22 protein-coding genes are annotated in these 21,885 nt (G+C 70.7%); 8 read left to right on the top strand and 14 right to left on the bottom strand.

Features of this window, described 5'->3' with window-relative positions; translation table 11 throughout:
* Positions 1-27: 27 nt before the first annotated feature.
* Positions 28-924, bottom strand: a complete 897-nt coding sequence (locus OG439_RS47135; protein ID WP_326946818.1) for a TetR/AcrR family transcriptional regulator C-terminal domain-containing protein — start codon at positions 922-924, stop codon at positions 28-30.
* Positions 925-1,063: 139 nt separating this feature from the next.
* Between OG439_RS47135 and OG439_RS47130 the strand changes: the two genes are divergently transcribed.
* The 3 genes from OG439_RS47130 (at position 1,064) to OG439_RS47120 (ending at position 3,797) form a co-directional block, all read left to right on the top strand.
* Positions 1,064-1,768 (top strand): DUF2306 domain-containing protein, encoded by a 705-nt coding sequence (locus OG439_RS47130; RefSeq protein WP_326946817.1) that lies wholly within the window; start codon positions 1,064-1,066, stop codon positions 1,766-1,768.
* Between the two features lie 148 nt (positions 1,769-1,916).
* Positions 1,917-2,891 (top strand): chitinase, encoded by a 975-nt coding sequence (locus tag OG439_RS47125; protein WP_326946816.1) that lies wholly within the window; start codon positions 1,917-1,919, stop codon positions 2,889-2,891.
* A gap of 315 nt (positions 2,892-3,206) precedes the next feature.
* A complete protein-coding gene (locus tag OG439_RS47120; protein WP_442792364.1) occupies positions 3,207-3,797 on the top strand; it encodes a YdcF family protein in 591 nt (196 codons plus the stop codon).
* Positions 3,798-3,816: 19 nt separating this feature from the next.
* Here OG439_RS47120 and OG439_RS47115 read toward each other — a convergent pair whose 3' ends face one another.
* From OG439_RS47115 to OG439_RS47085, 7 genes are all read right to left on the bottom strand, one after another.
* Complete coding sequence (locus OG439_RS47115) at positions 3,817-4,647, bottom strand: LysR family transcriptional regulator (protein ID WP_326951802.1); 831 nt, start codon at positions 4,645-4,647, stop codon at positions 3,817-3,819.
* A 16-nt stretch (positions 4,648-4,663) separates the two neighbouring features.
* On the bottom strand, positions 4,664-5,044 hold the full coding sequence (locus OG439_RS47110) for a DUF427 domain-containing protein (RefSeq protein ID WP_326946814.1): 381 nt from the start codon (positions 5,042-5,044) through the stop codon (positions 4,664-4,666).
* A 62-nt stretch (positions 5,045-5,106) separates the two neighbouring features.
* Positions 5,107-5,871 (bottom strand): HAD family acid phosphatase, encoded by a 765-nt coding sequence (locus OG439_RS47105; RefSeq protein ID WP_326946813.1) that lies wholly within the window; start codon positions 5,869-5,871, stop codon positions 5,107-5,109.
* Between the two features lie 85 nt (positions 5,872-5,956).
* Positions 5,957-7,120, bottom strand: a complete 1,164-nt coding sequence (locus OG439_RS47100) for a class I SAM-dependent methyltransferase (RefSeq protein WP_326946812.1) — start codon at positions 7,118-7,120, stop codon at positions 5,957-5,959.
* Positions 7,121-8,086 carry a class I SAM-dependent methyltransferase gene (locus OG439_RS47095; RefSeq protein ID WP_247061787.1) on the bottom strand — a complete coding sequence of 322 codons (966 nt, stop codon included), beginning with the start codon at positions 8,084-8,086 and terminating at the stop codon, positions 7,121-7,123.
* A 4-nt stretch (positions 8,087-8,090) separates the two neighbouring features.
* Complete coding sequence (locus tag OG439_RS47090; protein WP_247061786.1) at positions 8,091-8,870, bottom strand: enoyl-CoA hydratase/isomerase family protein; 780 nt, start codon at positions 8,868-8,870, stop codon at positions 8,091-8,093.
* A gap of 54 nt (positions 8,871-8,924) precedes the next feature.
* Positions 8,925-9,746, bottom strand: coding sequence for an ABC transporter ATP-binding protein (locus OG439_RS47085; protein WP_326951801.1), 822 nt, complete (start codon positions 9,744-9,746; stop codon positions 8,925-8,927).
* Positions 9,747-10,078: 332 nt separating this feature from the next.
* Between OG439_RS47085 and OG439_RS47080 the strand changes: the two genes are divergently transcribed.
* Both OG439_RS47080 and OG439_RS47075 read left to right on the top strand, forming a co-directional pair.
* Positions 10,079-10,624, top strand: a complete 546-nt coding sequence (locus OG439_RS47080; protein ID WP_326946811.1) for a cysteine dioxygenase — start codon at positions 10,079-10,081, stop codon at positions 10,622-10,624.
* On the top strand, positions 10,621-11,016 hold the full coding sequence (locus OG439_RS47075; protein WP_326946810.1) for a rhodanese-like domain-containing protein: 396 nt from the start codon (positions 10,621-10,623) through the stop codon (positions 11,014-11,016). Before OG439_RS47080 ends, OG439_RS47075 begins: the two co-directional genes overlap by 4 nt.
* A gap of 7 nt (positions 11,017-11,023) precedes the next feature.
* Here OG439_RS47075 and OG439_RS47070 read toward each other — a convergent pair whose 3' ends face one another.
* Both OG439_RS47070 and glgP read right to left on the bottom strand, forming a co-directional pair.
* Positions 11,024-12,010: an LLM class F420-dependent oxidoreductase gene (locus tag OG439_RS47070; RefSeq protein ID WP_326946809.1), complete on the bottom strand. Its 987-nt coding sequence runs from the start codon at positions 12,008-12,010 to the stop codon at positions 11,024-11,026.
* Between the two features lie 164 nt (positions 12,011-12,174).
* A complete protein-coding gene (glgP, locus tag OG439_RS47065; protein ID WP_326946808.1) occupies positions 12,175-14,703 on the bottom strand; it encodes an alpha-glucan family phosphorylase in 2,529 nt (842 codons plus the stop codon).
* A 133-nt stretch (positions 14,704-14,836) separates the two neighbouring features.
* Between glgP and OG439_RS47060 the strand changes: the two genes are divergently transcribed.
* Entirely contained in the window at positions 14,837-16,270 is a 1,434-nt protein-coding gene (locus OG439_RS47060) for a neutral zinc metallopeptidase (RefSeq protein ID WP_326946807.1), read from the top strand.
* A gap of 79 nt (positions 16,271-16,349) precedes the next feature.
* Here the strand turns inward: OG439_RS47060 and OG439_RS47055 are convergent, their stop codons facing one another.
* Positions 16,350-17,330 carry a tetratricopeptide repeat protein gene (locus OG439_RS47055; RefSeq protein WP_326946806.1) on the bottom strand — a complete coding sequence of 327 codons (981 nt, stop codon included), beginning with the start codon at positions 17,328-17,330 and terminating at the stop codon, positions 16,350-16,352.
* A 91-nt stretch (positions 17,331-17,421) separates the two neighbouring features.
* Between OG439_RS47055 and OG439_RS47050 the strand changes: the two genes are divergently transcribed.
* Positions 17,422-17,829: a hypothetical protein gene (locus tag OG439_RS47050; protein WP_326946805.1), complete on the top strand. Its 408-nt coding sequence runs from the start codon at positions 17,422-17,424 to the stop codon at positions 17,827-17,829.
* 43 nt (positions 17,830-17,872) lie between these two features.
* On the opposite strand, the gene OG439_RS47045 is transcribed toward OG439_RS47050, so the two are convergent.
* Positions 17,873-18,178, bottom strand: a complete 306-nt coding sequence (locus tag OG439_RS47045; RefSeq protein ID WP_326946804.1) for a thiamine-binding protein — start codon at positions 18,176-18,178, stop codon at positions 17,873-17,875.
* Positions 18,179-18,256: 78 nt separating this feature from the next.
* Here OG439_RS47045 and OG439_RS47040 point away from each other — a divergent pair, with 78 nt between their 5' ends.
* Positions 18,257-18,757: a MarR family winged helix-turn-helix transcriptional regulator gene (locus tag OG439_RS47040; protein ID WP_247061729.1), complete on the top strand. Its 501-nt coding sequence runs from the start codon at positions 18,257-18,259 to the stop codon at positions 18,755-18,757.
* 60 nt (positions 18,758-18,817) lie between these two features.
* On the opposite strand, the gene OG439_RS47035 is transcribed toward OG439_RS47040, so the two are convergent.
* Together OG439_RS47035 and OG439_RS47030 are read right to left on the bottom strand one after the other, a co-directional pair.
* Positions 18,818-19,183: a DUF3817 domain-containing protein gene (locus OG439_RS47035; RefSeq protein ID WP_247061728.1), complete on the bottom strand. Its 366-nt coding sequence runs from the start codon at positions 19,181-19,183 to the stop codon at positions 18,818-18,820.
* 227 nt (positions 19,184-19,410) lie between these two features.
* Positions 19,411-21,798 carry a GH92 family glycosyl hydrolase gene (locus tag OG439_RS47030; RefSeq protein WP_326946803.1) on the bottom strand — a complete coding sequence of 796 codons (2,388 nt, stop codon included), beginning with the start codon at positions 21,796-21,798 and terminating at the stop codon, positions 19,411-19,413.
* Positions 21,799-21,885 lie beyond the last annotated feature (87 nt).

The following is a 21,885-nucleotide window of genomic DNA, read 5'->3' as shown; positions in this document are numbered from 1 at the left end:
TCCGTGGTGAGCCGCACCACGACGAGTCTAGGACTCCTGCAGCAGCACGGCGATTCCGTCGAGCTGCACCCGCAGGCCGAACTCGAACGCCTCGTCGAGGTCGACGTCGGCCAGCCCGGTGATCGTGTCCGCGAGTGCCGGGAACCGGCCCGACTCGAGGTGCCCGGCCAGCGCCGCCATCTCGGCTTCCAGCCGCTGGGAGCCGGTGATGCCGGTGTCCTGCTCGGTTTCGACCTCGATGGCGTGGCTCACCGCGAGGCCGCCGACCCAGCCGTTGAGCGTCATGATCACCTGCAGCTTCGTCCGCCGGTGCAGCCCGGTGCCGGCCAGCGCCCGCAGCATCCAGTCGACCAGCCGCAGCCCGCTCGGCACCACCGGCGGCCGCACCAGCGAGTTCAGCATCACCGGCGCGAGCCACGGGTGCCGCCGGTAGGCCCGCCACTGCGTCCGCGCGGCCAGCTCCAGCCGCGGCCGCCACCGCGCCGGGCCCGGCTCGGGCAGCTCCTCGGCGCCGAGCGCGGTGTCGGCCATCAGCCGGACCAGCTCCTCCTTGTCCGGGACGTGCCGGTACAGCGCCATCGGGCCGACGCCGAGCTCGGCCGCGAGCCGGCGCATCGACAGCGCCCCGCGGCCCTCGGCGTCCGCCAGCGCGATGGCCGCCCGGACGAGCCGCGCCCGGCCCAGCGGCGGCTTCTGCGGGGTCCGGTCGCTCACCACCGTGCCGCTGCCCGGCACCGCGCGCACCCAGCCCTGCTCGCCCAGCACGGTCAGCGCCTTCGCCGCGGTCGCCATCGCCACGCCCCACTCGCGCACCAGCGACCGGGTCGACGGCACCCGCTCGCCGGGCCGCAGCTCACCGGCGGTGATCCGGCGCCGCAGGTCCGCCGCGATCCGCAGGTACGGCGCCTGCTCGGCCACGAACACCCCTCGATCCGTACTAGAACACTTCACCCTGGCGGCTAGAACACTTCCAGGGTACTCACCCATTCTCGGCAGCATGGATTGCCAGGTCTTCGCGCTGGTCCATACGGTGCCGATACAGCGTAAAAGACAGGGGGACGGCATGACCACGACAGAGAAACCGGCGAGCCCGAGCGGGACCCGGCGCGCCACGCCGTGGTGGCGCCGGCCGTGGGTGTTCCCGCTGGGCCTGATCGTCACGGTGTTCCTGGTGTACTCGCTGCCGCCCTACCTCGGGCTGGACCCGGCGGAGTCGCGGATCCCCGCCCCGGACGGCGTCGGCTGGTACTACCCCGTGCTGGTCACGCACATCGGCTTCGCGACCATCGCGATGGTGACCTGCTCGCTGCAGATCTGGCCGTGGCTGCGGCAGAAGCACCCGGCCGTGCACCGCCGCACCGGCCGCGTGTACGTCTTCGCGGGTGCCATCCCGGCGTCGATCGCCGGGCTCGCCATCGCGGTCGCCGCGCCGTTCGGGCCAGTCGGCGCGGTGTCGAACGTGCTGCTGGCGACGCTCTGGTTCGGCTGCACCGTGCAGGGCCACCGGATGGCGCGGGCCCGGCGCTTCGGCGACCACCGCCGCTGGATGATCCGCAGCTTCGTGCTGTGCATGTCGATCATCAGCAACCGGATCTGGGCGATCGTCTGGTCGGTTGTGCTCCCCGGGCAGCTGGACACGACGTTCGGCGGCAGCGAACTGGCGCTGGGCCAGGCGATCGCCGGGCTCACGACGTGGACCGGCTGGGTGATCCCGTTCCTGATCGCCCAGTGGTGGCTGGACCGGGGACGCCGGCGCGCGACGGCGTGAGAACGGGCGGAACCGGTCGTGGGGGCCGGTTCCGCTCGTCACCCGCCGTCATGCCCCCGAACGGCCTATGGTCCGGACCACATTAATGGTCTATACCAATTAGGTCCGGAATTCCCGCCGCCGCGCTGCTTGTCGTGGAGGTCTCCCCATGCGTCTCCCCCGTCTCCGTCCCCTCCTGGCCGCCTTGGGCGGTCTGGCCGTCCTGGCCACCGGGTTCGCGGCACCCGCCGGCGCCGCGGCCGGCTCGCCGATCCCGGTCGGCCCCTACGTCGACATGGGCGCGTGGCCGACGCCCAGCCTCTCGGCGATGTCGGCCGCGAGCGGCGTCAAGGGCTTCACGCTCGCCTTCGTCAACTCCTACGGCTGCAAGGCCAGCTGGTTCGGCGCGTACGACCCGCGCACGGCCTGGCAGAAGGACGAGATCACCAAGATCCGCAACGCCGGCGGCGACGTCAAGATCTCCTTCGGCGGCGCGTCCGGCATCGAGCTGGCCCAGGCGTGCACCACGTCCGCCCAGGTCGCGGCCGAGTACGACGCGGTCGTCAAGGCGTACGGCCTGAAGTACGTCGACATCGACGTCGAGGGCGCGGCCGTCGCCGACCCGGCGTCGATCACACGCCGCTCGCAGGCGCTGAAGACGTTGCAGACCAACAACCCGGGCCTGAAGATCTCGCTGACCCTGCCGGTGCTGCCCAGCGGCCTCGACGCGAACGGTCTCAACGTCGTCAAGGCCGCCAAGGACGCCGGGGTGAACCTGGACCTGGTCAACATCATGGCCATGGACTACTACCAGGGCGCGGGCGACCAGGGCGCGAAGGCGATCTCCGCGGCGAAGGCCACGCAGGCGCAGCTGAAGTCACTGTACGGCCTGAGCGACGCGGCGGCGTGGAAGAAGGTCGGCGTCACCCCGATGATCGGCGTCAACGACTCGCAGAACGAGATCTTCTACCAGAAGGACGCCAAGGCGCTGGTCGCCTTCGCCAAGACGGTCCACCTGGGCATGCTGTCGTTCTGGGAAGCCGGCCGCGACGCGAACGCGTGCACCGGCGCGCTGTACAAGTGCACGAACGTGCCGCAGGCGAAGTACGAGTTCGCGAAGATCTTCGCGGGCTACACGGGCTGAGTCACCACTGAGTCACCAGCTGAGTCACCACCGGGCGGCGTCCGCGAGCAGTGCGTCCCGCACCGCCGCGGGCCCCGCCCGGCAGCGTGAAGCTCATCAGCTCCATCCCTCCCGTCCGTATTCCGCCTTCCATTCCGGTTTCTCGGTCAGCCGTTCGACTTCCCGAAGTTCGCCCGCGGAGTGCATGCCGCCAGCCGGTTTCGTGGTCCTATACGTTCAAGATCCCCGACTGACGGAGAAGCCGTGCCCGAGCACACCGCGTCTCTGCCTGACGCGCTTCGCGCGGACGTGGAGACGCTCTGGGACTTCCACGACATGCACCACGAACGACACCCCACGGACGTCGGTATCGGACTCGGAAGCCACGACCTCGGCGTCGCCGACTGCGCGGCCGGGCTCTTCAAAGCCGAGTTGTTCCCCGTGATCGTCTTCACCGGCGCGAATGCCCCGACCACGATCGAAAATTTCCCCCGCGGTGAAGCCGTTCACTACCGGGAACGCGCCATCGAACTCGGAGTACCGGCGCAAGCCGTGCTCGTCGAGCCCAACGCGCGAAACACCGGAGAGAACATCACCTTCACGCGGCAGGTACTGGCGGACCACGGCACCGAAGTCAAGTCCGTCACCCTGATCTCCAGGCCCTATCAGCAACGACGCGCCTACGCGACTTGCCGGAAGCTCTGGCCGGAAGTCGCCGTCACCTGCGCATCCCTCGCCCTCCCGCTCGACGAATACATCGCCGGCATCGGAGATGTCGACCGCGTGATCGCCATGCTCGTCGGTGACACCCAGCGAATCACGGTTTACGCCGAAAAGGGATTCGCCATTCCTCAAGCAGTACCCAATCACGTGCGCGACGCCTACGCCCGGTTGGTCTCGGCAGGATTTACCCAACGGCTCGTTTGAAAGCGGCTACACCACTGAGTCACCACTGGGCGGCGTCCGCGAGCAGTGCGTCCCGCACCGCCGCGGGCCCCGCCCGGCACGGTTCGGTTCTGGTCACCACGAACAGCGTGTTGATCGGCGGTTCCGCCGGGTCCAGCAGGGCGACCAGCGCACCCGAGGCCAGCTCGGCCGCGCACAGGTACCGCGGCAGCACGCTGACGCCGAAGCCGGCGAGCACGCACGTCAGCACGCCGCGCAGGTCCGGGACCACCACCGCGGGCCCCGCCGGCGGCCGGACGCCCAGCACCGAGCGCCAGTAGCGGCGGATGATCGGGAGGTCCTCGGCGTACGCCACCAACGGCGCCGTCCGCGGGTCGCCGGTGAAGCCGCGTGGGCCGACCAGGACGAACTCCTCGTCCGTCAACGGTGTTGCCGCGAAACCGCGGCCGCGGGGGCGGATCGTCGAGACGACCAGGTCGAAACGGCGCTGCGCCAGCCCGGCCAGCAGGTCGTCGGCCAGGCCGAAGCTCACCCGCAGCTTGAGACCGTCGGAAACCAGGTCCGCGAGTGCGGGCAGGACGCGGGCCGTCGTCAGCTCGGCCGGTCCGGCCAGGTGTACCGGCACCGCGAAACGATCAACGGGGCCCAGGGCGACGTCGGTCAGCGCGTCGACGTGCGGGGCGATGCGGGCCGCGAGTTCGTCGGCCGCCGACGTCGGCGTGACGCCTCGCGCGCGGCGGACGAACAGCTGCCGGCCCAGCTCCGCCTCCAGGGCCCTGACCTGCGCGGTCACCGTCGGCTGGGACAAGCCCAGTGACGGTGCCGCGCCGGTCAGCGAGCCCGCGCGGTGGACCGCGAGGAACGTCCGCAGCAGGTCGAGGTCCAGGTCAGTCCTCGATCAGCTCGATCGAGTCCACGACGTTCGGGTAGAACGCGACGTGGTCCTTGATCGACGCGACCGCGTCGTACGGCTTCTCGTACGTCCAGATCGCGTTTTCCACCTTCACGTCACCAGCGTTCAGGCTGTAGTAGTTGCTGTCGCCCTTGTACGGGCAGTACGTCTCGTGGTCGGTCCGCTCCAGCAGGCTGAAGTCGACGTCCGCGCGCGGGATGTACTGCGCCGCCGGGTAGTTCGACTCCTGCAGTGTCAGCGCGTTGCGGCTGTCGGCCACCACGCGCCCGCCCGCCTTGACCACCACGCGGGCCTTGGTCGGCTCGACGGTGATCGGGTGGTCCGGTCCCGGGACCAGCACCTTCTTCTCCGGCATGTCAGCTCCTCGACGAAGTCGTGTACTGGGAGCAGCACCCGGGACCCGGCGGTTATTCCGGCTCAGGGCAGGTAGTACATCGGGTTCGGCAGCTTGATCGGCCGCAGGGCGTGGCCGCCTTCGAGGTCGCTGAACTGGTCACCGACGTTCAGCACGATCTTCGCGCCGGTCGCCTCGATGTGCGCCCGCGTGCCCGACTTGTACTGCACGGTGTTGCAGGTCAGGCCGCACGGCAGGTAGTCCGGCGCGGTCACCTTCGGCTTGAAGAACGCAGCCGTCGGCGCCGGGTAGCCCTCGTTGGCGAGGTTCTTGAGCGACTGCGGGCCCTGCAGCTCGTTGCGGCCGGTCAGGAAGAACACCTTCACGCCGTGCTGGGCGGCCCAGTTGGTCAGCTCCAGCACCGGCTTGTTCACCTCGAAGGTGCCGTTGTCGATGGCTTGCTGCTGCTTGACCGGGTCGAAGCCGAAGTCGTTGTCGGCCTCCCAGCCGTAGGTGACCTCGGAGGTGTCGTCGACGTCCAGCACGATCGCCGGGTTCTTCACCCGGCCCAGCTGCTGCTGCAGGTAGCGCTTCGCGTCGGAGACGACGTTCTTGGTGTCCTTCACGAACTTGCTCGTGTCGGAGTAGTGGTGCTTGCCCGCGGCGTCGAGGTAGTCGCCGTAGTACGCCTTGACGTCGTTCTTGACCTGGCCGATGTTGGCCGGTTCCTTGGCGCGGGCGGCGGTGGCGTCGTCCGAGCCGGCCAGCGCGGTGGCCCCCGAAGCGACGGTGGCACCGATCGCCGCGGCGGCGGCGAGCTTGACGAGACCTGACCATTTTCCGGACACGGCGACCCTCCAGTGAAGACTTGGCGACTCGGGGAACCTACGTCACGTTCACCCGGAGTTCCACCCTTCGTTGGTTCCTGTTCACCTAGACCCGCTCGGCGCGGCACACGAACGCCACCGGCGCGCGGCCGATCCGCGTCAAAACCACCGACGCTTCCGCCGAGCCGCGTGGTTTCAGCCTGCGGCGCAACGCGTCCGGGTCGACGTCGAGGCCGCGGATCAGGATCTCCAGCCGGCCGACGTCGTGTCGCTTGAGGACGGACTTCAGGGACTTTTCGCTGTACGGGCCCTGCTCCAGGACGCGGAACGCGCGCACGCCCGGCGGCGGTGTGTCACCGGTCAGGTACGCGATGCGTTCGTCCAGCTGCCACAGCCCGTGCCGCGCCGCGTAGTGCCGGACCAGCCCGGCCCGCACGACCGCGCCGTCCGGGTCGACGATCCACTCCCCCGGCTCGCGCGTGGGCAGCTCGTCCGGTTCGGCGTCGGTGACCGTCCACTGCGTCCCGTCCGAGCGCAGCACGCTCGCCCGCCGCGTGACGCCGGTGCCCAGGCCACGCCACAGGCAGGACTCGCGCACCTGGCCGTCGAGGGACACCAGCTCGACCTCGTCCGCCCACGGCGCGATCGCGAAGTCCAAGCCGGGCGCGCACTTCACCGACAGCGGACGCCCCGGGTACGCGTCGACCAGGCCGTCGAGCGGCGGCGTGAAGTCCGCGGGTTTCCAGGCCCGCCGCCCGGCCGCGTCACGTCGAGCCGGATCGGCGACGACCACGGTGTCCCGGCTGACCGGCTTCAGCGCGTCGGCTTGGACGAGCCCGAACGAGACGCCCGCGGTGACGCCGTTGTGCCGGGCCATGGCCAGCCGCACCGGGTCCACATCGGACCCGAGCGCGCGCCGCGCCACCCGGGCGATCTCGACCAGGTCCGCGCCGACCGAGCAGGTGACGTCGTGGACGTCGAGGCCCGCCAAGCGCCGGGCCCGGTGCCGCGCGACGAGGGACGCACTCGCCTGCTGGAGCGCGTCCGTGGTGAACAGCCAGTCCACTCCGGACAGTTTGCCGACGGCTTTCCGGCGCAACACGGCGGTTTCCAGCACGGCGGCGGCGTGCTCCTCGCCGACCAGGCGGCGCACGGCGGCGACGTCGGCGATGCGGTCGGTCAGCGGCCGTGCGGAAGTCTCGGCGAGCGCCGCCTCACCCGCGCCGGAGCGCAGGTAGGCGACGTCGTTGAGGCTGAACGCGTAGGGCACTTAGGACGGCCGCTTGGTCCCGGTGATCATCACGTTGTAGAACAGCTCGCGCGGCAGCACCTTCGACAGCAGCTTCTTGTCCACAGCGGACAGCCGCAGCCACAGCTTGTAGGCGAACAGCCGCCAGCGGACGGTCAGCTTCTCCTGCGGCACCGCGGCTTCGAACGTCCGGATCGGCCAGCCGGCGAGCGCCGCGGCGAACTCCTCGGTGACCGCGCGGACGTCCTGGGCGCCGGCGCCGCGGGCCCACGACTCCAGCTCCGACGGGTCGAAGGTGTGGATGTCGACCACGGCTTCCAGCGCGGCCGCGCGCGAGGACTCGTCGAGCTCCTCCTGCGGCCGGCGCCAGCCGCTCAGCGCGGGCAGCTTCGTCACGTTGGTCGTCAGGAACCAGGTGAGCTGGCCGAGCTTGCGGGCGTAGGTGTCGCCGATCTTGGTCGGCTCGCCGGCGAACACGAACCGCCCGCCCGGCTTGAGCACGCGCAGCACCTCGCGGAACGCCGCCTGGACGTCCGGGATGTGGTGCAGCACCGCGTGCCCGACCACCAGGTCGAACGTGTTGTCCTCGTACGGGATCCGCTCGGCGTCGGCGACCCGGCCGTCGACGTCGAGGCCGAGGCTCTCGGCGTTGCGCAGCGCGACCTGGACCATGCCGGGCGAAAGGTCGGTGACCGAGCCCTTCTTGGCGACGCCGCCCTGCATCAGGTTCAGCAGGAAGAAGCCGGTGCCGCTGCCCAGCTCCATCGCGTGCTGGTACGGCTGGCCGTCATCACCCGCGACGGCGTTGAACACGTCCGTCGCGTACGAGATGCAGCGCTCGTCGTAGGAGATGGACCACTTCTCGTCGTAGGTGCCGGCTTCCCAGTCGTGGTACAGCACGTTCGCGAGCTTGGGGTCGGCCCAGGCGGCCTGGACCTCTTCCGCGGTGGCGTGCGGGTGCGGTGCCGGGTCGTTCACGTCGGTCAAGGCGTCATTTCCCTTCGAAAGTGGCCTTGCCGGGGCCGTTCTCGATGAACGACTTCATGCCGTTCTGCTGGTCTTCGGTCGCCCAGAGCGCGGCGAACAGGTGCGACTCGAGCTTGAGCCCGTTCGCCAGGTCGGTGTCGAGCCCGCCGTCGATGGCCGCCTTCGCCGCGCGCAGCGCCACGGCCGGGCCGTTGGCGAACTGGGACGCCCACTTGTGCGCGGCCGCGTAGACGTCGTCCGGGGCGACGACCTCGTCGACGATCCCCAGCCGCAGCGCCTCTTCGGCCTTGACGAACCGTCCGGTGTAGACGATGTCCTTGGTCTTGCTCGGGCCGATCAGCCGGGCCAGGCGCTGGGTGCCGCCCGCGCCGGGGATGACGCCGAGCTGGATCTCCGGCTGGCCGACCTTGACGTTGTCGCCGGCGACGCGGCGGTCCGCGGTCAGCGCCAGTTCGAGGCCGCCGCCGAGGGCGTAGCCGGTGATGGCGGCGACGACCGGCTTCGGGATGTTCGCGATCGCGGCGAGCGTCCCGGTGAGGGTGGCGCCGAACTTCGCGATCTGCGGGTAGGTGCGGGTGGCCATCTCCTTGATGTCCGCGCCGCCGGCGAAGGTCTTCTCCCCGCCGTAGAGGATGACCGCGCGGACGTCGTCACGCTCGGACACCTCTTTGGCCAGCTCCGCGAGCTCGGCGGTGACCTGGGCGTTCAGGGCGTTGACCGGGGGCCGGTCGAGCCGGATCGTCCCGACGCCGTCCTTGACCTCCAGCGATACGAACTCTCCCACGCCCATCCTCCTCATTGACGAAGTGCCAGCAGGTTACTGCTCGGTAAGCACAGCCTAGCGACGGCGGGCGAAGAAGCGATCCCCGGAGCGTTCGAGCACCAGGTCCTGGTCGAACGTCTTCGAGAGGTTTTCGCTGGTGATGACGTCGTCGACGAGGCCGGACACGACCGCGTGACCGTCGCGGAGGAGCAACGCGTGGGTGAACCCCGGCGGGATCTCCTCCACGTGGTGGGTGACGAGCACCATCGCCGGCGCGTCCGGGTCGAGGGCCAGCGCGGACAGCCGCGCGACGAGGTCCTCGCGGCCGCCGAGGTCGAGGCCGGCGGCCGGCTCGTCGAGCAGCAGCATCTCCGGGTCGGTCATCAGGGACCGGGCGATCAGGGCCCGCTTGCGCTCGCCCTCCGACAGCGTGCCGAAGGTGCGGTCGGCCAGCTGCCCGATGCCCAGCGCGCCCAGCAGCTCGGTCGCGCGGGCGGTGTCGAGGGTGTCGTACTCCTCACGCCACCGGCCCACCACGGCGTACCCGGCGCTCACCACGACGTCCTTCACCAGCTCGTCGGCCGGGACGCGCTGGGCGATCGCGGCGGAGGTGAACCCGATGCGGGGGCGCAGCTCGAAGATGTTGACCTTGCCGATGCGCTCGCCGAGCAGGTCGAGCTCGCCGGTGCTCGGGTGCAGCTCGGCCGCGGCGAGGCGCAGCAGGGTGGTCTTGCCCGCGCCGTTCGGGCCGAGCACCACCCAGCGCTCGTCGAGTTCCACGGACCAGTCGAGGCCGGCGAGGAGGTCGTTTGTCCCGCGGCGGACGCCGACACCGGCCATCCGGACCACGAGGTCGTCAAGTTCGCTGGGCTGGATCGGCTCGCTCACGAAGCCCATTCTGTCTGCCGTCGCGCGCGCGTGCGCACCCGCCCGGGTGAGACGGCCGATCGGCAGGTCGGGGACGTCCACGAAGTGGAACTCCGCACTCCGGAAGTGCCCGGCGCGGCGCGGCTGTGGCAGGATCACGGACATGTCAGCCGACGCGCCCGTGACCCCGGTGACCCGGGGCTCGTTCTGGCGCCGTCGCACGATCGACCTGCTCCTCGTCGCCTCGGCCGGGTGTACCCCGGCACGGCTCCGCTGACCCCGCGCGTCCTTTTCCCGACGTGCGGCCGGCGCCGTGCACGCCCCCGCGTCCCGATCACCTTTCGCGTCCGAGGAGCCCCGCGTTGACCACTTCCATCACCCGTCCCGCCGTCGAGATCCACCCGCAGCTGACCGACCCGCTGCTGCCCGAGCTGCTGCACCCGTCGCGGCTGCTGTGGACCCCGCGTGAGCTGGCGGACCTGACCGCCACCGTGACCACCGAACTGACCGCGAACGTCAAGGACATCCTGCGGTTCGACGAGGACCGCCGCTGGTGGGCCCGGCTGGCGCTGACCGACGGCGTCGAGCTGTGGCTGCTGTCGTGGCTGCCCGGCCAGCACACGAAGCCGCACGACCACGGCGGCGCGTCCGGCTCGTTCACCGTGCTGCAGGGCGAGCTGAACGAGGAGTACCGCTACCCCGGCGGCCCGATCCGAAGCCGCACGCACACCGCGGGCGACGGCATCGGCTTCGGCGCCGGGCGCGCCCACCAGGTCACCGGCATCGGCGACCGGCCCGCGGCCAGCGTCCACGCGTACTCACCGCCGCTGGTGGCGACGCGCGAGTACACGACGCTCGCGGACGTTCCGGCCGAAATCCCGCCGCTGCCCGCTATCGTCCGCCGATGAGCGCCATCGACACCCTCCTGGCCGCCGCCCGGTCCGGCCTGGAGCGGGCGACCCCGGCCCGGGCCCACGAGCTGCAGGAGGCGGGCGCGCTGCTCGTCGACATCCGGCCGCTCGCCAACCGCGAGGCCGAGGGCGAGATCCCCGGCGCGGTGATCGTCGAGCGGATCCACCTGGAGTGGCGCCTCGCGCCCGACAGCGACTGGCGGCTGCCCTCGGTGACGCCGGACTCGACGGTGATCGTGCTGTGCAACGAGGGCTACTCGTCGAGCCTCGCGGCGGCCGACCTGCAACGGCTGGGCCTGCCGCGCGCGACGGACCTCGAAGGCGGCTTCCGGGCCTGGGCGTCCGCCGGCCTGCCCGTGCAGACCGGCGGAAGCCCGGCTGTTCCCTAGTCTTTCGTCAGCTCAGCGCGGGCGCGACCTGTGCGGCGAACAGGTCGATGCCGGCGCGGTCGTACGCGGCTTCCGGGAAGTTGAAGATCGCGTAGGACATGCCGAGCTCGCCCATCGCGGCGAGCTTTTCGGTGACCTGCTCGGGTGTGCCGGTGGTCGGGCTGTTCTCGAAGTTGGCGAACCACCGCTCGGCCGCGTCCGCCGGGGTGTACTTGTGCAGGTGGGACTTCAGCCACGCCAGCTTGTCCTGGACGTCCTTTTCGGTCTCCCCGATCACGACGTTGTGGTTGACCGAGCGGACGATCGCGTCGAAGTCGGTACCGACGTCCTTGCAGTGCTGCGCGAGGATCTCCGACTTCCGGGTGAACGTCTCGGCGTCGCCGCCGAAGTTCGTGTACTTCGCGTACTTCGCCGCGATCTTAAGCGTCTTCTTCTCACCGCCGCCGGCGATCCACAGCGGGATCCCGCCCTCCTGCGGCGGCAACGGACGCAGGATCGCGCCGTCCGTCTGGTAGTGCTTGCCGTCCAGAGTGGACGTCCCGGTGGTCCAGAGGTCCCGCATGATCTGCACGCCCTCGTCGAGCTGCCCGAGCCGCTCGCCGGCGCCCGGGAAGCCGTAGCCGTAGGCCCGCCACTCGTGCTCGTACCAGCCGGCCCCGATCCCCATCTCGACGCGCCCGCCGGCGATGGTGTCCGCGGTCGCGGCGACCTTCGCCAGGTAGGCGGGGTTGCGGTACCCCATGCAGGTGCACATCTGCCCGAGCCGGATGGTGTCGGTCGCGGCGGCGAACGCCGAGATCAGCGACCACGCCTCGTGCGTGGCCTCCTCCGTGGGTACCGGCACGGTGTGGAAGTGGTCGTAGACCCAGATCGATTCGAAGGGCCCGGCCTCCGCGTGCTTCGCGAGGCCGAGCATGGTCTTCCAGTGGTCCGCGGGCTCGATGCCGGCGAGGTCGATCCGCCAGCCCTGCGGGATGAAGAGTCCGAAGCGCATACCCCCAACTTAACGCGACCGACGCCGGGACGCGGTGTGGTTTTCGGCGCTGCCCGGCTGGAGTTACTCCAGGTCAGCGGCAGGCTTTCCCGGCGCGGGCGAGAAAGCCGTGAAGGACTCCTTACCGGCTCTTACGGCCGGGAAGGGGGCCTTCACGGCTTTACTCAGGCCAGGATGACGCGGGCCAGCTCCGCCGGTGTCGCCAGTAGGCCGTGCTTCGGCAGCACTCGGACCGTGTAGCCGATCGCTCCCGGCTGGGGGAGCTTCAGGCGGGCCGCGAAGGCGCCGATGCCGTCGCCCTCCATCGGGACCGTGACCGGGTCGCGCAGCTCGTCGTCGTCGGCCACCCGGCCGACCACCGCCTGGATGTCCACTTCGGACGGTTGCAGGCCGGCCAGGTCGATGCGCGCGCGGATCGTCACCTCGGTGCCCACCACCAGCGGCTCGGTCGCCTCGACCTGCAGCTCCGAGTCGAAGATCTTCACCCGCGGCCACGACACCTCGATCTTGGTGCGGTAGTCCGCCAGCGACAGCGCGCCGCGGTAGCCGTCGCCGGTGGCCGCCGCGACCGTACGGGACGCCGGGAGGTACCCGTGGTCGACGTACTCGCGGACCATCCGGGAGGCCTGCACCCGCGGGCCGAGCGTCTCCAGCGTGTGCCACACCATCGACAGCCAGCCGGTGGGCACGCCGTCGGCGGACCGGTCGTAGAACAGCGGCGAGATCTGCTGGCCGAGCAGGTCGTAGAGGGCCGCGGCCTCGAGGTCGTCGCGGCGCAGCGGGTCGGCGACGCCGTCCGCGGTCGGGATCGCCCAGCCGTTGCTGCCGTCGTAGCTCTCGTCCCACCAGCCGTCGCGGATGGACAGGTTGAGCCCGCCGTTGAGCGCCGACTTCATCCCCGACGTCCCGCACGCCTCCAGCGGCCGCACCGGGTTGTTCAGCCAGACGTCGCAGCCGCGGTAGAGGTAGCGCGCCATCGACATGCCGTAGTCCGGCAGGAAGACGATCCGGTGCCGGACGTCCGCGCCGTCGACGAACCGGACGATCTGCTGGATCAGCTGCTTGCCGTTCTCGTCGGCCGGGTGCGACTTCCCGGCGACGACGACCTGGATCGGCCGGCGCTCGTCGAGCAGCAGCGTGCGCAGCCGGTCCGGGTCGCGCAGCATCAGCGTGAGCCGCTTGTACGTCGGGACGCGGCGGGCGAAGCCGACCGTCAGCACGTCCGGGTCGAACACCGAGTCCACCCAGCCCAGCTCCAGCGGGGACGCGCCGCGCTGCAGCCACGCCGCGCGCACCCGGCGCCGCACCTCGAACACCAGCTTCTCGCGCAGCTCGCGCCGCAGCGCCCACAGCTGGGCGTCCGAGACGCCTTCGCGCAGCGGCTTGTCGCCGGAGTCGAGACCCCACTCGCGGCCGAGCAGCGTGCTCAGCTCGCGCGCCACCCACGTCGGGCCGTGGACGCCGTTGGTCACCGACGAGATCGGCACCTCGTCGTGGTCGAACCCGGGCCACAGCCGGGAGAACATCTTGCGGGTGACGCGGCCGTGCAGCTGCGAGACGCCGTTCGCGCGCTGCGCCAGCCGCAGGCCCATGTGCGCCATGTTGAAGAGGCCAGGGTTGTCCTCGGCGCCGAGCGCGAGCACACGCCGCGGGTCGATGTCGGGCACCAGCCGCCCGTCGGCGAAGTAGCGCTGCACCAGGTCCACCGGGAAGCGGTCGATGCCCGCGCTGACCGGGGTGTGCGTGGTGAACAGCGTCCCGGCGCGGACCGCGGGCATGGCCTCGTCGAACGCGAGGCCGTCGGCCTGCACGATCTCGCGGGCCCGCTCCAGCCCGAGGAACCCGGCGTGGCCTTCGTTGGTGTGGAACACCATCGGCTGCGGGTGGCCGGTGATCTCGCAGTACTTGCGGACGGCGCGGAAGCCGCCGATGCCGGCCAGGATCTCCTGCCGCAGCCGGTGGTCGGCGTCGCCGCCGTAGAGCCGGTCGGTGACGCCGCGCAGGTCGTCGTCGTTGGCCTCGGTGTCGGTGTCGAGCAGCAGCAGCGGCACCCGCCCGACGCGGGCCTGCCAGATCTGCGCGCACAGCTCGCGCCCGCCCGGCATCGCGACGCCGATCAGCACCGGCCGCCCACCCACCGTCAGCAGCTCGAGCGGGAACGCGTTGGGGTCGATGACCGGGTAGTGCTCGACCTGCCAGCCGTCGAGCGAGAGCGACTGCCGGAAGTAGCCGTTGCGGTAGAGCAGCCCGACGCCGACCATCGGCACGCCCAGGTCGGACGCGGCCTTGAGGTGGTCGCCGGCGAGCACGCCGAGGCCGCCGGAGTAGTTCGGCAGGGCCTCGGTGACGCCGAACTCCATCGAGAAGTAGGCGACGGCCGGCGGCAGGCCGGCGTCGTCACGCTGCTGGTACCAGCGCGGCTCGGACAGGTAGTTCTCCAGGTCCGCGGCGGCGACGCGGGCCCGGGAGAGGAAGTCTTCGTCGACGGCGAGCTCGTCGAGGCGGGCCGGCGGCAGCGCGGTGAGCATCCGGAGCGGGTCGCGGACGGCGTCGAACAGCTCGGCGTCCATCGACGCGAACAGGTCGCGCGTCGGCGGGTGCCACGTCCAGCGCAGGTTGGTGGCCAGCGCGCCGAGGCCGGAAAGGGACTCCGGGAGGCTGGCGCGAACGGTGAACCGGCGGACTGCACGCATGGACAGCGACGATATCGGGCCGCCCCGCGCGCTGCTCGGGGAGTACTTCGGGGATTACGCGCACACGCCCCGTAAGCCCTGGGTATGGTCCTGCCCGTCGGGTACGGGCAGGCTGGGAGTGGAGCGAGTGAAGATGACCTCAGGGGGAGGACGGCGCGCGCTGGTCGCGTTGCTCGCGATCGCGGCGGTCGCCGTGAGCGGGTGCAACAGCAAGAGCGGCTCCGGGAGCGGGCCGGTCAAGGACACCGGCGCGGGCTCGGTCGCCGGGCTGCCGGTGACGCACTTCGAGAGCGGCCTCAAGTCCGGCGCGCCGACCCCGAGCCTCGACGTCCGCAACGCCGACGGCGGCGAGGACGACAAGCTCGCCACCGCCGCGATCGACGACGTCCAGACGTACTGGGGCGAGATGCTCCCGTCGGACTTCGGCGTCCAGTTCGAGCCGGTGAAGTCGCTGCTGTCCTACGACGCGAACACCGACACCGAGGAAACCGGCTGCGGCAGCGTCAAGAAGCTCGTGAACGCGTTCTACTGCCCGACCGACGACTCGGTGGCGTGGGACCGTGGCGTGCTGCTGCCGATGCTGCGCAAGCGGTTCGGCCCGATGTCGGTCGTCGTCGTGCTCGCGCACGAGTTCGGCCACGCCGTCCAGTACCGGCTCGGCGACAAGGCCGGGATCACCAAGAGCACCCCGACCGTGGTGAAGGAGCAGCAGGCCGACTGCTTCGCCGGCGGCTACTTCCGCTGGGTCGCCGAGGACAAGAGCAAGTACTACCAGGTGTCGACGTCCGAAGGCCTGAACCAGGTGATGGCGTCGATGTTCCTGATCCGCGACCAGGCGGGCACCAGTGCCGCCGACCGCGGCGCGCACGGCACCGCGTTCGACCGCACGTTCGCGTTCCAGGCCGGGTTCGAGAAGGGCCCGAAGGAGTGCGCGGCGATGAACACCGACAACGTCAAGGCCCGGCTCACCGAGCGCCCGTTCGACAAGGGCGACACTGGCAAGGGCGACGCGAAGTTCAACGACCAGGCCGTCGAGCTGCTGAAGAAGAGCCTCGACGAGGCCTTCAAGGGCGCCGGCGTGGCCGCGCCGGAGATCAACGACGGCGGCAGCTGCAACACGACGGCCCCGGCGTCCTACTGCCCGGACGACAACTCCGTGAGCATCGACCTGGCGAAGCTGGCCGAGCTGGCCCAGCCGATCGACCGCGAGGCCGAGATGAAGGGCGAGGACCCGGGCGGCATGGGTGACTTCGCGGCGTTCTCCGAGGTCGCGTCCCGGTACGCGTTGGGCATCCAGAAGGGCGTGGGAGCGTCGATCGACAACCCGAACGCGGGCCTGCGCACATCGTGCCTGGTGGGAGCGTGGGCGGCGTTCACGAACCGCCCGGGCGACCTGCGGCTGTCGGCGGGTGACCTCGACGAGGCGATCGCGGACCTGCTGCAGCCGGAGAGCCTGGTCTCGGCGGACGTCAACGGCAAGCGCCCGGACAGCGGTTTCGACCGGGTCGAGTCGCTGCGTCGCGGGTATCTCGAAGGCTCTTCGGTCTGCTCGAAGCAGTACGGCTGAGGTTCCAAGCGGCAAAAGCCGTGAAGGCCTCCTTACCGGCTCTTATGGCCGGTAAGGAGGCCTTCACGGCTTTCCGGGCTCAGAAGAGGGCGCTCGCCAGGTCGCGGCGGGCCTTCATGACCCGGTCGTCGGCCGGGTCGAAGAGGTCGAACAGCGCCACCAGGTGCTCGCGCGCCTTGTTGCGGTCGTCGCCCGCGGTGCGGCGGACCACGTCGATCAGGCGCTTGAAGCTCGCCTCGACGTCGTTCTCCGCGATGTCCAGGTCGGCCGCCGCGAGCTGGGCGTCCAGGTCCGCCGGGTCGGCGTCGGCCTTCGTGCGGGCGTCCGGGTCCGCGGCCTCCGCTCGCGCCGTGAACTTGACCTGGGCCAGCGCGTTCTTCGCCAGCTCGTTGGCCGGTTCGACGTCGAGGATGCGCTCGTAGGCGGCCTGCGCGGCGGCGAAGTCGCCCCGCTCGAAGGCCTCCTCCGCCTCGGTGAAGCGCGGGTCCTCCGGCTCCTCGACCGGGCCGCCGCCGTTGGCCTCCGCCTCGCGGATCGCCGGCAGCTTGTCGCGCAGGGCGTCGAGCAGCGCGTTGATCCACTTGCGGATCTCGGGCTCGGGCAGCGCGCCGGAGAACGCGTCGACCGGCTGGCCGCCGCCGATGGCGACGATCGTCGGGATCGACTGCGCGCCGAACAGCTGCGCGATCCGCGGGTTGGCGTCGACGTCGACCTTCGCGACGATCCAGGCGCCGCCGGACTCGCCGGCCAGCCGCTCCAGCACCGGGGACAGCTGCTTGCACGGGCCGCACCACTCGGCCCACAGGTCGACGATCACCAGCTGGTGCAGGGACCGCTCCACGACCTCGGTCTGGAACGTCGCCTCGGTGACATCGATCACGGCCCCGGACGACGGGGCCGGCGGGGGTGCGTCACCCTCCGGGCCGGGGCCGCTCGCGGGCGGGGCCGGCGGCCGGCGCGCCGTTTCGGCACGGGCCTTGAGCGCGGACAGGTCGACCGCGCCGGACAGGGCGGCGGACAGGGCCGCTGACTTCGCTGCAGATCCGCGTGGTTGTGTCACGGTTCCATCCTGGCACGCGCGCCGGAGTGTTTCACCGGGTGCCCGGCACGTCCGCTTGGCAGGACGGCGTGGCTGGGGCAGGCTCGGCCGCGTGCACATCCGGCGGGACGTCAAAGTGGGGCTTTCGATCGCCGCCGCCGTCCTCTGGATCGGCGCGGTGACGCTGCTGATCGTGCACGAACCGGACCCGGGCGCGGCCACCCCCGCCGAGCTGCGCGACCGCCTGGCCACCGCACTCGCCGCCCACGATCCGGACGCCCTCGCCGGCCTGCTCGACTACCCCGGCTCCGGCGCGGACGACTTCGCCAAGGACTACGTCGAGGTGCTGGCCGGCAACGGCGTCCACAGCGTCACGGTCCGCCTGGCCCCCGACGAGCGGGCCCCGACCCGCGCCACGGTCGACGGCGTCCTCGCCGACGGCCGCCCGTTCAGCTACCCGCTGACGGTGACGACCGACGACGGCCGCTGGACGGTCGCCTTCACCCCGCCGCTCCCGTAAGCCCGTCGTGAGTGTTTAGGGCGGTTAGAACCGCCCTAAACACTCACGAGCTGTCGCGGAGGTGGGCTTCGATCCGGTCCACCTTGGCCTCGAGCTGGTCGGCGAAGCCGGGGCGGATGTCGGCCTTCAGGACGAGCCCGACGCGGGCCGAGCCCGCCCCCGCGGCCTCGACCGCGCGCTTGACGACGTCCATCACCTCGTCCCACTCGCCCTCGACGTTGGTGAACATGGCGTTGGTCGAGTTGGGCAGCCCGGACTCGCGGACCACCTTCACCGCGCGGGCGACGGCCTCGCTGACTCCGCCGTCCGGCTCCCCACCGGACGGGCTGACACTGAACGCGACGATCATGCTCGGAAGTCCCTTCTTCGGTGCTCTTTCCGCCGGTCGGGCGACACGCGCCGGTACCCGCTGGTAACTTCGCGTGTCATGAACCGTCCGCTGCCGTTCGACCCGATCGCCCGCGCGGCACAGCTTTGGGAGGCCCGGATCGGGCCCTCCGGCACCATGGCCGCGGTCACCGGCGTGATGCGGGTCCAGCAGATCATCCAGTCCGCGGTGGACGGCGCGCTCAAGCCGCACGGCCTGACCTTCGCCCGGTACGAAGCGCTGGTGCTGCTCACCTTCGCCCGCAGCGCCAGCCTGCCGATGCGGGTGATGGGCGAGCGGCTCCAGCTGCACCCCACCAGTGTCACCAACATAGTCGACCGGCTGGAGCGCGACGGGCTCGTGAAGCGCGTCGCGCACCCGACCGACCGCCGCACGACGCTGGTGGAGATCACCGCCGAGGGCCGCAAGCGCCGCGAGACCGCGACCGCGGCGGTCACCGAGATCGACTTCGGGCTCAACGGGCTGACCGAACGCCAGACCGAGCAGCTGACCGACCTGCTGACGAAGGTCCGCCGCGCCACCGGGGACTTCACCGAGTAGCCGCCCGCACACGAAGAAAGGCCCGCGTCCGAAGACGTGGGCCTTTCTCACGTACTGGGATCAAGCGGCGACGGGCTCGCGCACCTGGAACAGGCCGACACCGCCGTGGGTCAGCCGCTGCGGGCCGTCGAGCTTGCCGTTGCGCAGCGCCCACTTCTCGAACAGCCAGGTGAACAGCGGCGGGATGCTCGCGAGCAGCGCGAGGACCAGGGTTTTGGGGCGCCAGCCGAGCGGCTTCGCCACGGACAGGGAGACGACCACGTACAGGACGAAGATCACGCCGTGCACCATGCCGATGACGGGCACGCCGCCCTCGCCGGAGGAGTGCACGACGTACTTGAGGAACATCCCGACAAGCAGCGCGGCCCAGGAAAGGGCTTCGGCGACTGCGGCCACGCGGAACACTAGAGCGGCCTTGCTGGACACTGCTTCCTCCTGTGGGGTCTCACCACTTTGGTCCTGACACACGAAAAACGCCCGACACACCGTCCAAGGCGGACTGCCCCGGACGTCAACGGCGTTGTCGGACGTGCTGGTACCCAGTGTGAGGCGTGACGGCGCTCACCGGAACACCGGGGCCCGTGACCCTGCTCACGAACGTGGCCCGGACCCCTGTCCATTGTGGTCCGGACCACGTTCGCGAGCGGTGCTATCTAGTCAGAACACGGAGAAATCGGTGCTGAGGACGGCGAAGTCCCCCACGTCGCCTTCGCGGCGTCGGTGGTCAGGCCGAAGTCCAGCGTCGTGCCGCTCTTCAGCTGCTCGAGACCGACGTACACCTTGTCGGACCGCTTCGAGCCGACCTCGAGGCCCGAGACGTACTGCAGCTTCGAGCCGTCCGCGCCGGGTGCCTTGATCGTGACGTCGCGGCCACTCTGCAGGTGCAGCACGGACCGCTCGAACCGCGGCGCGTTGAGCACGAAGTTCCCAGTCCCTGGGACGGCGGGGTAGAGCCCGAGCGCGCTGAAGACGTACCAGGCCGACATGGTGCCGAGGTCGTCGTTGCCGGTGACGCCGTTGGGCGCGTTCGTGAACAGCGTGTGCGCGGCCCGCACGACCCCGGACGTCTTCGCCGGCTGCCCGGTGAGCGCGTACATCCACGGCGAGTGCAGGTCGGGCTCGTTGTTCGGGTTGTAGCGGAACTGGTCGTAGTAGTCGTACGGCCCGACGACCCAGTTCTCGCGCACGGCCGCCGCCGGGTCCTTCACCAGCTCGTCGTAGGCGAAGAAGTCGTCCAGCCGCTTCCCGGTCGCCGCCGGGCCGCCCATCCGCTGGACCAGGCCGGGGACGTCCTGCTGGACCAGCCACTGGTACTGCCAGGCCGTGCCCTCGTGGAAGCCGTCCTGGCTCTGCGGGCTGTACGGCCCGGTGGCGGGGGTGAACCAGTCGCCGCCCGCGACCTTCGGCCGGAAGAAGCCGGTGAAGCCGCGGTCGGTCTGCGACGCGTCCCAGAGCGTCCGGTAGGTCCGGGCCTGCTCCGACAGCGCCGCCGCGTCGGACTTCTTCCCGAGCGCCGCCGCCATGACCGACAGCGAGCAGTCGCCGAGCGCGTACTCGAGGGTGGCCGACGCGCCGTGGTTCGGGTCGGTGTCCTGCCCCTTCTTGGGGAAGTCCGGGTCGTACTGGACGAACCCGTCCTGCTGGTAGCTCGCGTTGCCCGAGCGGCCCTGGAACGGCGACGACGCGGGCGGGATCTGCGTCGAGTTCTGCAGCAACGCCTGGTAGGCGCGCATTTCGTTGCCCGACAGCGCGCCGAACCGCCAAAGGTCCACCAGGAACGGCGTGACCGGGTCACCGGTCATCGTGTTCGTCTCCTGGCTGGCGTACGCCCACCGCGGCAGCCAGCCGCCCTGGTCGTGGATGGCGAGGATGCTCTTGGCGATGTCCTTCGCGCGGTCCGGCCGCAGCAGCGCCAGTAGCTGGTTCTGCGTGCGGTAGGTGTCCCACAGCGAGAAGAAGTCGTAGTACGTCCAGCCGATCGCGCGGTGGACCTTCTTGTCGAAGCCGTAGTAGCGGCCGTCCGCGTCGTTGGCGGTCAGCGGCTGCAGGAGCGTGTGGTAGAGCGAGGTGTAGAACACCGTCCGGTCGTCGGGCGTGCCGCCCTTGATGTCCACACTGGACAGTTCCCGTCGCCAGGTGCGTTGCGCGTCGGCCTTCGCCGCGTCGAACGACGGGATGTGCTCGGCGGCCAGGTTGACCCGCGCGCCCTGCGCGTCCACCTGGGAGATCGCGGTCGTCGCGGTGACCTGGCCACCGCCGCCGAAGGTCAGCCACGCGCCGCGCAGGCCCGCGCCGCCACTCGACTCGCGCGAGCCGGGCGTGCCGCCGGTCGGCGACCACGTGCCGGACGCCTTGAACGGCTTGTCGAACTTCGTCGTGAAGTACGTCGTGTAGGACTTGCCGCCGCAGAACGCCTGCGACTCGACCGCGCCTTCGACGGTCCGGTCGTCCACGACCCGGACGCTGCTGCCGGTCACCGGCTCCTTGTCGTTGGCCTGCCCGACGTTGACGAAGACGTTGGCGTCACCCGGTTTCGTGAAGGTGTACCGCTCGACGCCGGCCCGGGTCGCCGCCGTCGTCTCGACGTCGACGCCGCCGTAGCCGGTCAGGTGGACCTTGTAGTAGCCGGGCTTGCCGACCTCGCCGTCGTGGGTGAACGGCGCCGCGTACTTCGTCTGGTCGAAGGTCGCGGCCTTCGTCGTGTCGAACGCCTTGCCCGGCCCGATCTCGCCGGTCGTGGGCAGCGTCGAGACGAGGCCGCCCTGCTCCCAGCAGCCCGCGCCGGACAGGAAGAAGTGGCCGAAGCCGCGGATCGCGGTGTCGGTGTAGCGGTAGCCGGCGTAGTGCGAGGTGATGGGGCTGACCTGCGTCATCCCGAACGGCGCCGACGCGCCGGGGAACGTGTTGCCCTCGTCCTGCGTGCCGATGAACGTGTTGACGGCGTCGAGGGCGTCCCCGCCGGAGGCCGAGGCGACCGCGGGACTCACCCCCGTCGCCACGACGGCGAGCGTCAACGCGCCCGCCAGGACCTTGCTCCTCATCGAGCTTCCTCCCTGAAACGACGAAAAGCCGTGAAGGCCTCCTTCCCGGCCATAAGAGCCGGTAAGGAGGCCTTCACGGACCACAAC

The sequence above is a fragment of the Amycolatopsis sp. NBC_01307 genome (genome assembly GCF_035975215.1).
Taxonomy (GTDB): Bacteria; Actinomycetota; Actinomycetes; order Mycobacteriales; family Pseudonocardiaceae; genus Amycolatopsis.
Note: the sequence above shows the minus strand (reverse complement) of the source record. Positions and strands in the feature narration are given on the sequence as shown.